The 12,278-nt window shown below is 71.1% G+C and carries 8 protein-coding genes; 6 read left to right on the top strand and 2 right to left on the bottom strand.

Features of this window, described 5'->3' with window-relative positions:
- The 3 genes from O3X23_RS03825 to O3X23_RS03815 all read left to right on the top strand — a co-directional run bounded on the left by O3X23_RS03825 (position 1) and on the right by O3X23_RS03815 (position 3,936).
- On the top strand, positions 1–783 hold the full coding sequence (locus O3X23_RS03825; RefSeq protein ID WP_269269655.1) for an SDR family NAD(P)-dependent oxidoreductase: 783 nt from the start codon (positions 1–3) through the stop codon (positions 781–783).
- Between the two features lie 128 nt (positions 784–911).
- A complete protein-coding gene (locus O3X23_RS03820; RefSeq protein ID WP_269269654.1) occupies positions 912–2,039 on the top strand; it encodes an LLM class flavin-dependent oxidoreductase in 1,128 nt (375 codons plus the stop codon).
- A gap of 157 nt (positions 2,040–2,196) precedes the next feature.
- On the top strand, positions 2,197–3,936 hold the full coding sequence (locus tag O3X23_RS03815) for an N-acyl-D-amino-acid deacylase family protein (RefSeq protein WP_269269653.1): 1,740 nt from the start codon (positions 2,197–2,199) through the stop codon (positions 3,934–3,936).
- Positions 3,937–3,945: 9 nt separating this feature from the next.
- On the opposite strand, the gene O3X23_RS03810 is transcribed toward O3X23_RS03815, so the two are convergent.
- Positions 3,946–5,505: a CehA/McbA family metallohydrolase gene (locus tag O3X23_RS03810; RefSeq protein WP_269269652.1), complete on the bottom strand. Its 1,560-nt coding sequence runs from the start codon at positions 5,503–5,505 to the stop codon at positions 3,946–3,948.
- Positions 5,506–5,684: 179 nt separating this feature from the next.
- On the opposite strand from O3X23_RS03810, the gene O3X23_RS03805 reads away from it, so the two are divergent.
- The 3 genes from O3X23_RS03805 (at position 5,685) to O3X23_RS03795 (ending at position 10,476) form a co-directional block, all read left to right on the top strand.
- Positions 5,685–6,509, top strand: a complete 825-nt coding sequence (locus O3X23_RS03805; RefSeq protein ID WP_269269651.1) for a TIGR03619 family F420-dependent LLM class oxidoreductase — start codon at positions 5,685–5,687, stop codon at positions 6,507–6,509.
- A 121-nt stretch (positions 6,510–6,630) separates the two neighbouring features.
- Positions 6,631–9,225 carry a bifunctional FO biosynthesis protein CofGH gene (locus O3X23_RS03800; RefSeq protein WP_269269650.1) on the top strand — a complete coding sequence of 865 codons (2,595 nt, stop codon included), beginning with the start codon at positions 6,631–6,633 and terminating at the stop codon, positions 9,223–9,225.
- A 147-nt stretch (positions 9,226–9,372) separates the two neighbouring features.
- Positions 9,373–10,476: an ADP-ribosylglycohydrolase family protein gene (locus O3X23_RS03795; protein WP_269269649.1), complete on the top strand. Its 1,104-nt coding sequence runs from the start codon at positions 9,373–9,375 to the stop codon at positions 10,474–10,476.
- A 117-nt stretch (positions 10,477–10,593) separates the two neighbouring features.
- Here O3X23_RS03795 and O3X23_RS03790 read toward each other — a convergent pair whose 3' ends face one another.
- Positions 10,594–12,171, bottom strand: a complete 1,578-nt coding sequence (locus O3X23_RS03790) for a sodium:solute symporter family protein (RefSeq protein ID WP_269269648.1) — start codon at positions 12,169–12,171, stop codon at positions 10,594–10,596.
- Positions 12,172–12,278 lie beyond the last annotated feature (107 nt).

Genomic DNA, 12,278 nt, shown 5'->3' with positions numbered 1-12,278 from the left:
ATGGGCAAGCTGGACGGGCGCGTCGTGCTGATCACCGGCGCGGCGCGCGGGCAGGGCGAGCAGGAGGCGCGGCTGTTCGCCGCCGAGGGGGCGAACGTCGTCCTGGCGGATGTGCTCGACGAGCAGGGCGAGGCGCTGGCCAAGGAGATAGGGGAGAGCGCCCGCTACGTCCATCTGGACGTGAGCCGCGAGGAGGACTGGACGGCGGCCGTCACCGCGACCACGGAGGCCTTCGGCCGGCTCGACGGCCTCGTCAACAACGCGGGCATCCTGCGCTTCAACGAGCTGGCGAGCACTCCGCTGGAGGAGTACCAGCTGGTGGTGCAGGTCAACCAGGTGGGCGCGTTCCTGGGGATGCGGGCGGCGATCCCCGCCATCGAGGCGGCCGGCGGCGGCACGATCGTGAACACCGCCTCGTACACCGCGCTGAGCGGCATGGCGCTGCTGACGTCGTACGCCGCCACGAAGGCCGCGATCGTCGGGATGACGCGGGTGGCGGCGATGGAGGTGGCGGCCAAGGGGATCCGGGTGAACGCGATGTGCCCGGGGGCCATCGACACCCCCATGTCCAACCCCTCCCACCTCGACCCGGACTCCGACCTCGCGGCGTCCTCGGCGGCGCTCGACGACTTCTACAGGAAGCTCGTCCCGATGGGCCGGATCGGTCAGCCGGCCGAGGTGGCGAAGCTCGCACTGTTCCTGACCAGCGACGACTCGTCGTACATCACCGGGCAGCCGTTCGTGATCGACGGCGGCTGGCTCGCCGGGGTCTCGGTCTTCTAGCCGCGCGCCGGCCGACTCCACGGCCGCGCAATCTGACACATCATCAGCTATTGACGCTCCGCCGGGGCGGTGCCAGAGTCGTTCGTATCTGACGGAGCGTCAGAAATACTTCAGGACGGTGAACCTCCTTGGAATTCGGGCTCTTTGTACAGGGATATGTGCCTGTGGCGCGGTCCGCGGTCGACCCCCAGGCGGAGCACAAGGTGCTGATGGAGGAGACCGAGTACGTCATCCAGGCGGACAAGTCCGGCTTCAAGTACGCCTGGGCCTCCGAGCACCACTTCCTGGAGGAGTACTCGCACCTGTCGGCGAACGAGGTCTTCCTCGCCTATCTCGCCCACGCCACCGACCGCATCCACCTCGGCTCCGGCATCTTCAACCCGCTCGCCCCCGTCAACCACCCGGTGAAGGTCGCCGAGAAGGTGACGATGCTCGACCACCTCTCCGAGGGGCGGTTCGAGTTCGGGACCGGGCGCGGGGCGGGCAGCCACGAGATCCTGGGGTTCATGCCGGGCATCACCGACATGAACCACACCAAGGAGATCTGGGAGGAGACGATCGCCGAGTTCCCCAAGATGTTCCTCCAGGACGAGTACGTCGGGTTCCAGGGGAAGCACTGGTCACTGCCGCCGCGCAAGATCTTCCCCAAGCCGTACGGGAAGTCCCACCCGGCCATGTGGTACGCGGCCGGCTCGCCGTCCTCGTACGCGATGGCCGCCAAGAAGGGCCTGGGCGTGCTCGGCTTCAGCGTCCAGAAGGTCTCCGACATGGAGTGGGTTCTGGAGCAGTACAAGACGGCCATCCGCGAAGCGGAGCCGATCGGCGACTTCGTCAACGACAACGTCATGGTGACGTCCACCGCCATCTGCGCGGAGACGCACGCCAAGGCGGTCGAGATCGCCGTCGGCGGTGGTCTGAACCGGCTGCAGTCGCTGGTCTTCCGCTACCACGACACCTTCCCCCGGCCCGCGGGCATCCCCGAGTGGCCCGAACTGCTCCCCGAGTACAGCGAGGAGATCATCGAGCTCCTCATCGCCGAGGAGCTGATGATCTGCGGCGACCCGGACGAGGTCACCGCGCAGTGCAAGCGCTGGGAGCAGGCCGGCGCCGACCAGCTCTCCTTCGGGCTGCCGATCGGGATCTCGTACGAGGACACCATGAACACGATCAAGCTCATCGGCGAGCACGTCATCCCGAAGATCGACACGGACCCGGTGCACCGCACCACCCGGTTCCGCCAGGCGGCGGGCCAGTAAGGACAGGACCCCAGAGCGGGGGCGGCGTCTTCCCGGACCGCCGCCCCGCGCCTCCGGCCGGGACAGGGTGTCGTACGGCAGCGGCCTGCCGACCTGTCAGGACCGGAGGCGCAACCACGTCCGCAGGACTTCACAACCCGGAGAGGTGAGATCGACCATGCTTGACCACCTGATCAAGGGCGCCACCGTGGTGGACGGCACGGGAGCCCCCGCGTACACCGCCGACGTCGGTCTGCGCGGCGGAAAGATCGCCACCATCGCCGAGCCCGGCACGGTCACGCAGCCCGCGCGGACCCAGGAGGACGCCACCGGCCTCGTCCTGACCCCCGGCTTCGTCGACCCGCACACCCACTACGACGCGCAGTTGTTCTGGGACCCCTTCGCCACCCCGTCCATGAACCACGGCGTCACCACCATCGCGGGCGGCAACTGCGGCTTCACCCTCGCCCCGCTCAACCCCGACCGCCCCGAGGACGCCGACTACACGCGCCGCATGATGTCCAAGGTCGAGGGCATGTCCCTCAAGGCCCTGGAGGAGGGCGTCGACTGGACCTGGTCCTCGTTCGGCGACTACCTCGACGCCCTCGAAGGACGGATCGCCGTCAACGCGGGTTTCATGGTCGGCCACTGCGCGCTGCGCCGGCACGTCATGGGCCCGGACGCCGTCGGCGGACAGCCCACCGAGAAGCAGTTGGAGCAGATGCTCCAGCTCTTCCACGACTCCATGGCCGCCGGCGGCTGGGGACTCTCCACCACCCAGTCCTCCACCCACTCCGACGGCGACGGCGCGCCCGTCGCCTCCCGGCACGCGGGCCGCGACGAACTCATCGCGCTCTCCCGGGCCGTCGGCGAGCACGAGGGCACCCAGATCGAGGCGATCGTGGCGGGCTGCCTCGACCAGTTCGCCGACGAGGAGATCGACCTCTTCGTCGACATGAGCGCCGCCGCCGGCCGCCCCCTCAACTGGAACGTCCTCACCATCGACGCCTCCGTCCCGGCCCGCGTCCCCCGCCAGCTCGCCGCGTCCGAACGCGCCCGCAAGGCCGGCGGCCGCATCGTCGCCCTCACCATGCCGATCCTCACGCCGATGAACATGTCCCTCGGCACGTTCTGCGCCCTCAACCTCATCCCCGGCTGGGGCGAGATCCTCAGCCTCCCCATCCCGGAACGCATCGCCAAGCTCCGTGACCCGGACATCCGCGCCGAGATGCTGCGCAGCGCCAACAGCCCCGAGGCCGGCGTCTTCCGCCGCCTCGCCAACTTCGGCCGCTACGTCATCGGCGACACGTACTCCCAGGCCAACGCCGGTGCCGGCGGCCGCGTCGTCAAGGACATCGCCGCCGAACGCGGGCAGGAGGCGTTCGAGACCATCGTCGAGATCTGCGCCAACGACGACATGCGGACCGTCCTGTGGCCGATGCCCACCGACAACGACCCGGACAGCTGGGCCCTGCGCGCCCGCACCTGGGAGCACGAGGACGTCCTGCTCGGCGGATCCGACGCGGGCGCCCACCTCGACCGCATGTGCGGCGCCCCCTACACGACGCGCTTCCTCGGCGACTGCCTCCGCGGGCGCCGCCTGGTCCCACTGGAACAGGCCGTCCGCATGCTCACCGACGACCCCGCCCGCCTCTTCGGCCTCCGCGGCCGCGGCAGGGTCGCCGAGGGCTACCACGCCGACCTCGTCCTCTTCGACCCCGCCCGCATCGACGCCGGCACCGCCACCCTCGTCCACGACCTCCCGGGCAACAGCCCCCGCCTCGACTCCCGCGCGATCGGCATCGTCTCCGTCCGCGTCAACGGCGTCGAAACGATCAGGGACGACGCCATCACGGGCGCCGTCCCGGGAACGGTGCTGCGGTCGGGCCGCGACACGGCGTCCGTGCCGACGACCTGACGCGGGGTCCTACCGGACGTCGAGCCAGATCGGATTCGTCAGCGCTGCGGCAGCCCCGGGCAACCCGCTCGCCCCACCGTCCGTCACCGGATGCCGTACCTCCGCCCGGACGTACGCCGCCAGCGAGGCCGTCGTCCGCCACTCAACGGAACCCACCCCGGAGGGAGAGAGTTGCGTGGCGTACATCTGGCCCTCGTCCGTCATCAACCGCACCTGCGCCCCGAACACCCCGCCCGCATCCGGCACCCCGGACACCTCCAGCCGCATCGTCACCACGTCCTGCGCCCGCACGACCAGCCGTTCGCCGATCCCCGCGTGCTCGCCGTGCGGCCCGGTCGCGGTGAAGGAGAGCTGGACGGCGGAGGACTCCGCGAGCCAGGAGCGGCCCGCGCGGATGCCCGCGAGCAGGGAGGGGCGGTCCAGACGGTCCGCCAGGACGACCGTCTGGGGGAGGCCGACGACCTGCGGCTCGCGGTGGGCGTCGGAGTTGCCCATGGCGGGGATCCAGTGACCGTCGCGCGGGGACGCCGTGAGGAGGTTGTCCCAGGTGTTGAGGGAGAGCTCGTCGTCGGGGCCCCACGGGCCGTTCCAGATCTCGATGGCGTCCGCCTGGTCGTAGCCGAACTTCCACTGGCTGGCGGGGAAGATCCCGTACGGGTGGGCGGGCACCACGAGGCCGCCCGCTCCCCGGATCTTGCGCGCGAACCGCGCGTACGCGTCGTCGCGGGCGCGGTAGCGCCAGTCGAACCAGACGCCGGGGTCCGTGCCGACGGCCAGGTAGTGGCCGTTTCGGGTGGTGATCTCCTCGCCGGTCAGGACCAGGAGGTCGTCGCCGGCGAGGGGCCCGTAGACGGAGTGCGCGGACGTGGTGTTGTGTTCACTGGTGTTGATGAAATCGAGCCCGGCGGCACGCGCGGCGGCGGTGACCTCCGCCGGGGTGCGCTTCCCGTCGGAGTGGACGGTGTGCAGATGGCAGTCGCCGCGGTACCAGGCGCGACCGCGCCCCTTGGCGTGTCGCGGCGGGTAGGTGGGCGCCGGGGTGGTGCCCCGGGGCCCGTACCGCAGGGTGACGGTGACGGCGTACTCCAGTCCCTGCGGTGCGACGGTGTACGGGCCGAGGACGACGTTCCACGTGCCGGGGGAGACCGGCCCGGCCAGGTACCCCGGAGTGGCCTGCTCGGCGCTGATCGCGAACTCGGTGCGGGCGCCGCCGGACCAGCCGCGGAAGCCCCTGCCGCCGAGAGCGGTGCCGTGCTGGTCGAAGATGCCGATGTCGCAGGCGTTGCCAACGGTTCCGACGGGCACGGCCGGCCTGTCGTACGTGTACGAGACGGCGATCTCGCGGACCCCGTGCGGCACGATCACCGGCAGGTAGACGAAATCCGCCACGCCGGTGGGCAGATGCCCGCTGACGGTACGGGTCTCCTCGGCCGCCGGCACCCCGTCCGGCGCACCCGCGCCGTCCGACGCACTCGCCGACCCGGCGCCGGCGAAGCTCACAGGAGCCAGCGTGAACACTCCGGCGGCTCCCGCGAGCGCCGTGAACTTGAGGACTTCGCGTCGTTCCATCCGTCGTGCCTCCTGGGCGAGAGGGGTGGGAGGTGCCGCAGCGAACTGTTCTACTCCGGAGCGTCGGAGGCCGGAACAGCGAGCGGCCGGCGGATGGCCGGATCACGTGCAAACACGTACCGCCGCACCCAGCGCTCACCCGCACGACGTCCTGTCCGCCCGCTCAACGGAGACTGCCCATGCGGATCAACACCACCATCTTCCTGACCGACGAGACCATCGGCCCCGTTCGCCTCGCCGAGGAGTTGGAGCAGCGCGGGTTCGACGGATTGTTCCTGCCGGAGCACACGCACATTCCGGTCGCCAGGACCACGCCGGCGCCGATGGGGGAGCCGCTGCCGCGGGAGTACGGGCGGACGCTCGACCCGTTCACCGCGCTCGCGGCGGCCGCGGCGGTCACCCGGCGGATCACGCTGGGGACCGCCATCACGCTGGTCGCGCAGCACGATCCGATCGTGCTGGCGAAGCAGATCGCGACGCTCGACCACCTGTCGGGCGGCCGGTTCACGCTCGGGGTGGGATTCGGCTGGAACGTGGAGGAGGCGGCGGACCACGGGGTGGAGTGGGCGGGCCGGCGTGACCTCGTGCGGGACCGGATGCGGGTGATGCGGGCGCTGTGGGCGCCCGAGCCGACGGCTTACGAGGGGAAGTTGGCGTCGGTGGCGGCGAGCGAGGCCCATCCGAAGCCGGTGGGCCCGCTGCGGACGCTGGTCGGCGGGGCCGCCGGGCCGAAGCTCTTCGGGCACATCGCGGACTACGCGGACGGCTGGATGCCGATCGGGGGCGGCGGCCTCGCCGACGCGCTGCCGCGGCTGCGGGAGGTGTGGGACGGAGCCGGCCGCGGGCCGGGCGGGCCGCAGATCGTCCCGTCGGCGGTGCGTCCGACCGAGGGCAAGCTCGCGCACTTCGCCGAGCTGGGCATCGAGGAGTGCGTCGTCCAGCTGCCGCCGGCCGGCGAGGACGAGGTGCTGCGCGTGCTGGACGACTACGCGCGGTTCCTGTGACGGGCCCGAGCGGCACCATCCGTGCCGCGTCCTCGAGGGCGGCCGGAGCCGTGGCCCGGGTGGCCAACGCCATAGCGGTCGCCGTGACCGCGCCCGCGGGGCAGCGACCTATGCTCGGGAGATGACCATGAGCCTGTCCCGCCCCGACGAGCCGACCCCCACTGCCAACGGCATGCGGCGCGCGCTGAAGCGTGCCCGCGACGGAGTCGCGCTGGACACCGCGGAGGCGGCGGTTCTGCTGCAGGCGCGCGGTGACGACCTGGTGGACCTGTCCGCGACCGCGGCCCGGGTGCGGGACGCCGGCCTGGAGACGGCGGGGCGGCCGGGGGTGATCACGTACTCGCGGAAGGTCTTCATCCCGCTGACCCGGCTGTGCCGTGACAAGTGCCACTACTGCACCTTCGTCACCGTGCCGGGCAAGCTGCGCCGCGACGGGCACGGGATGTTCCTGTCCCCCGACGAGGTCCTGGAGATCGCGCGGCAGGGCGCGGAAATGGGCTGCAAAGAGGCCCTGTTCACGCTCGGGGACCGTCCTGAGGACCGCTGGCCGGAGGCGCGGGAGTGGCTCGACGCGCACGGGTACGACGACACGCTCGCCTATGTGCGGGCGATGTCGATCCGGGTGCTGGAGGAGACGGGGCTGCTGCCGCACCTCAATCCCGGCGTGCTGTCGTGGCAGGACCTGCAGCGTCTCAAGCCGGTCGCGCCGTCGATGGGCATGATGCTGGAGACGACCGCGACCCGGCTCTGGTCCGAGCCCGGCGGCCCGCACCACGGTTCGCCCGACAAGGACCCCGCCGTGCGGCTGCGGGTGCTGGAGGACGCGGGGCGTTCCAACGTGCCGTTCACGACGGGCATTCTGATCGGGATCGGGGAGACGTACGCGGAGCGCGCCGAGTCGCTCTTCGCGATACGGAAGATCGCCCGGCAGTACCACGGCATCCAGGAAGTGATCATCCAGAACTTCCGCGCCAAACCGGACACGGCCATGCGCGGCATGCCGGACGCGGAGTTGGAGGAGCTGGCGGCGGCGATCGCGGTCGCCCGGCTGATCCTCGGCCCGGCGGCCCGCGTCCAGGCTCCGCCCAACCTGGTGGACGGGGAGTACGCGCGCTTCATCGCGGCGGGCATCGACGACTGGGGCGGGGTGTCCCCGCTCACCCCCGACCACGTCAACCCCGAGCGCCCGTGGCCGCACATCGACGAGCTGGCGGAGCAGACGGCGGCGGCCGGGTTCGCGCTGCGCGAGCGGCTCACGATCTACCCCGAGTTCATCCAGCGCGGCGAGCCGTGGCTCGATCCGCGCCTGCTGCCGCACGTCCGGGCCCTGGCGGACCCGGTGACGGCGCTGGCGGACGAGAACGCGAAGCCCAGCGGGCTGCTCTGGCAGGAGCCCGACGAGGCGTTCACGGCGACCGGCCGCACCGATCTGCACGCGACGATCGACACCACCGGGCGCACCGGCGACCGCAGGGACGACTTCGACGACGTGTACGGCGACTGGGAGTCGCTGCGCGAGCAGGCGGCGCCCGGCATGGTGCCGGACCGGGTCGACGGGGACGTGCGGTCCGCGCTCGCGACCGCCGCGGACGACCCGGTGAAGCTCACCGACGAGCAGGCCCTCGCGCTGCTGCACGCGGACGGCCCGGCGCTGGACGCGCTGTGCCGGATCGCGGACGACGTGCGGCGCGACACGGTCGGCGACGAGGTCACGTACATCGTCACCAGGAACATCAACTTCACCAACGTCTGCTACACCGGCTGCCGCTTCTGCGCCTTCGCGCAGCGCCGCACCGACGCCGACGCGTACACGCTGTCGCTGTCGCAGGTCGCCGACCGCGCCGAGCAGGCGTGGGAGGTCGGCGCGACCGAGGTGTGCATGCAGGGCGGCATCCACCCGGACCTGCCGGGCACCGCGTACTTCGACATCGCGCGGGCGGTGAAGGAGCGCGTGCCGGGCATGCACGTGCACGCCTTCTCGCCGATGGAGGTCGCCAACGGGGCGACGCGTACGGGCATGTCGATCCGCGACTGGCTGGCGGCGGCGAAGGAGGCCGGGCTCGACTCGATCCCCGGCACGGCCGCCGAGATCCTGGACGACGAGGTGCGCTGGGTCCTCACCAAGGGCAAGCTGCCGACGGCGACGTGGGTGGAGGTGGTGAAGGCCGCGCACTCACTGGGTCTGCGCTCGTCCTCCACGATGATGTACGGGCATGTGGACCAGCCGCACCACTGGCTCGGCCATCTGCGGCTGCTCGCCGAGATCCAGCAGGAGACCGGCGGTTTCACGGAGTTCGTGACGCTGCCCTTCATCCACACCAACGCGCCGGTCTACCTGGCTGGGATCGCGCGTCCCGGTCCGACACCGCGGGACAACCGGGCGGTCACGGCGATGGCCCGATTGCTGCTGCACACCCATATCCCCAATATCCAGACCAGTTGGGTCAAACTGGGCGCGGAGGGCGCTGCGGAGATGCTGCGCTCCGGGGCGAACGACCTGGGCGGCACGCTGATGGAGGAGACCATCTCGCGGATGGCCGGATCCAGCTACGGCTCCTACCGGTCGATCCAGGACCTGGTCGCCATCGCGGAGTCGGCCGGCCGGCCGTCGCGCCAGCGCACCACACTGTACGGCGAGGTCTCCGAGGAGCGCCGGGCCGCCGGCCTCGCCTCCGACGGTCACCTGCCGGAGCTGCTGCCGGTGCTCGACGCGTAGCGTGCGGGGAGGGGTGCCGGGCGTACCTGGCCGGTGCACCCCCTGTGGCGACGGGCACACAGGACGTGAGCGACGTTGTCGACTATCGTGCCTGCGACTGAAAGCTATCTGCCTGCGACTGACAGCTGCTGACCGAAGGGGCTCGCTTTGACAGCGGTTTGGGGACGTGCGCAGCAGCAGGACTTCCGCAGCCGCGTGCGCGGCTGCCTGCTCGGCGGAGCCGTCGGCGACGCGCTGGGGGCGGGCATCGAGTTCGACTCGCTCCAGGCGATACGGGCGGCGCACGGCCCTGACGGCGTCACGGACTTCGTGCCCGCGTTCGGCCGGCGGGGCACGGTCACCGATGACACGCAGATGACCCTTTTCACCACGGAGGGCCTGATACGGGCGCAGGTGCGCCGCGACAGCGGCGCCTGGCACCCGCCCACCGACGTGCACCGCGCCTATCTGCGCTGGGCGGCCACCCAGAGCGACTGGGGCCCCGACGAGCGCCGCAAGGACATCGGCTGGCTGGCGCGCGAGGAGTGGCTGTACGCGCAGCGGGCGCCCGGCCGGGCCTGCCTGAACGGGCTCGGCGACGACCGGATGGGCACCGTCGAGCATCCGAAGAACCCGGGCTCCAAGGGATGCGGCACGGTGATGCGCTCCGCGCCGTTCGGGCTGCTGGTCGGCTGGGAGCCGGAGCTGGTGTTCCAGCTCGCGGTCGAGTGCGCGGCGCAGACCCACGGCCACCCCACCGGGCAGCTGGCGGCGGGCGCGTTCGCCGTCATCGTGCACGGGCTGGCGCGCGGGGACGCGCTCGACGGGGCCGTGCAGCACGCGCTGGCGCTGCTCGGCCAGCGCCCGGACCACCAGGAGACGACGGACGCCCTGCAGCGGGCGCTGGGAGCCGTCCGGCAGGGGATGCCGACACCGGAGCGGGTGGAGTCGCTGGGGGAGGGCTGGACGGCGGAGGAGGCGCTGGCGATCGGCGTGTACTGCGCGCTCGTCGCCGAGGACGTCCGGCACGGACTGCTGCTGGCGGTGAACCACGGCGGGGACAGCGACTCCACCGGTTCGGTGTGCGGCAACCTGCTGGGCACGCTGCACGGCGAGACGGCGCTGCCGCCGTCGTGGATAGCGGAGGTCGAGGGGCGCGGCACGATCCTGCAGCTCGCGGACGACTTCGCGATGGAGATGACGCAGGCCCCGGCGCTGCACGGCCCGGCGGGCTCGTCCCCGTCCTGGCTGGAGCGCTACCCGAACGTGTAGCAGCCCGAAATGCGAGGAAGCCCGAACGTACAGCAGCCCGAACACGGAGCGGCCCGGACGCGGCCGAGGTGGGACCGGAGGAGCGGCCCCACCTCAGCCACGCACCGCGCCGGTGCCTCAGTCGGTGGCGGGTACCGCCGCCACGTCCTGGGGCTTGGCCGGCCCGGGGACGGTCGCGGCCGCGGCGGAACCGCTGTCGTCGCCGTCGTTGTTGATCTTCTCCAGCAGCGCGTCCCGCTCCGGGGTGTCCTCGGGCTTGACGTAGCCGATGAGGATGTACAGGAAGAGCGAGACCGCGAGCGGGACCGAGATCTGGTACTCCAGGTTCACCCCGCCCGAGACCGCGTCGTTGATCGGGTAGTTGAGCAGGTAGAACGCAATGAGGCCCATCGCCCAGCTGGTGAGTGCGGCGGTCGGCCCGGACTTACGGAACGGTCGCAGCAGGCCGAGCATGAAGGGGATCGCGATCGGTCCCATCAGCCCCGCCACCCACTTGATGACGATGGTGATGATGTCCTTGAAGGTGGGCGAGTTGACCTGGGTGGCGATCGCCATGGACAGGCCGAGGAAGGCGAGCGTGGTGAGCCGCGCGGCGATCAGGCCGGCGCGCTGGGTCCAGGCCCGTGCCGTCTTGGAGAACGCCGGCGCGATGTCACGGGTGACGACGGCCGCGATGGCGTTGGCGTCGGAGGAGCACATGGCCATGGTGTGCGAGAAGAAGCCGACGACGACCAGGCCCAGCAGCCCGTGCGGCAGCAGCTGCTCGACCATCAGGCCGTACGAGTCCGACCCGTCGGGCTTCTTGGCGGTCACCAGCAGCGGGGAGATCCACATCGGGAAGAAGAGGACCAGCGGCCAGACGAACCACAGGGCCGCGGAGAGCCGGGCCGAGCGGACGGCCTCCTTGGCGTTGGCGGTGGCCATGTAGCGCTGGGCCTGGTTCCACATGCCGCCGTTGTACTCGAAGGTCTTGATGAACAGGTAGGCCAGCAGGAAGATCATCGTGTACGGGCCGGCGGTGCCGCTGGTGTGGCCCTCCAGCTTCGGGTCGTCCCAGACGGTCCAGATCCCGCTGATGCCGCCGACCTTGCTGAGGGCGGCGACGAGCATGGCGAGACCGGCCAGCAGCTGGATGACGAACTGCCCCAGCTCGGTGAGCGCGTCGGCCCACAGGCCGCCGACCGTGCAGTAGACGGCGGTGATCGCGCCGGTGATGACGATGCCCTGGGTGATCGTGACGCCGGTGAACACCGAGAGCAGGGTCGCGATCGCGGCCCACTTGGCGCCCACGTCGACGATCTTCAGCAGGACGCCGGACCAGGCCAGCGCCTGCTGGGTGGTGAGGTTGTACCGGTTCTTGAGGTATTCGAGCGGCGAGGCGACGTGCAGCCGGGAGCGCAGTCTGCTGATCCGGGGCGCGAAGAGGTTGGCGCCGATCGCGATCCCGATCGCGATCGGGAAGGACCAGGTGACGTAGGACGTCACGCCGTACTTGTAGGCGATGCCCGCGTATCCGGTGAACATCACCGCGCTGTATCCGGACATGTGGTGCGAGATGCCCGCCAGCCACCAGGGCATCTTGCCGCCCGCGGTGAAGTAGTCGCCGACGTCGTCGATGCGCTTGTGCGACCACAGTCCGATCGCGATCATCACGCCGAAGTAGGCGATGAGTACAGCCCAGTCGAGATTGTTCATGTCCCCTCCAGGGGGTCCGCCTTGTGAACGTGAATCGCACTTCGCTGTGACGTTCGCTGCGGCGGGCGCCCCCGTGCGGGAGTGGGGACTTCCGGGATTGAACCCCT

It is taken from the genome of Streptomyces sp. H39-S7 (genome assembly GCF_027158205.1).
Classification (GTDB): domain Bacteria; phylum Actinomycetota; class Actinomycetes; order Streptomycetales; family Streptomycetaceae; genus Actinacidiphila.
The sequence above is the reverse complement of the archived record's forward strand: the minus strand, read 5'-3'. Positions and strand labels throughout refer to the sequence as shown.

Coding starts and splice junctions, on each gene's coding strand:
- O3X23_RS03825 (WP_269269655.1), top strand. CDS start 1: ATGGGCAAGCTGGACGGGCGCGTCGTGCTGATCACCGGCGCGGCGCGC.
- O3X23_RS03815 (WP_269269653.1), top strand. CDS start 2,197: ATGCTTGACCACCTGATCAAGGGCGCCACCGTGGTGGACGGCACGGGA.
- O3X23_RS03810 (WP_269269652.1), bottom strand. CDS start 5,505: ATGGAACGACGCGAAGTCCTCAAGTTCACGGCGCTCGCGGGAGCCGCC.
- O3X23_RS03805 (WP_269269651.1), top strand. CDS start 5,685: ATGCGGATCAACACCACCATCTTCCTGACCGACGAGACCATCGGCCCC.
- O3X23_RS03800 (WP_269269650.1), top strand. CDS start 6,631: ATGACCATGAGCCTGTCCCGCCCCGACGAGCCGACCCCCACTGCCAAC.
- O3X23_RS03790 (WP_269269648.1), bottom strand. CDS start 12,171: ATGAACAATCTCGACTGGGCTGTACTCATCGCCTACTTCGGCGTGATG.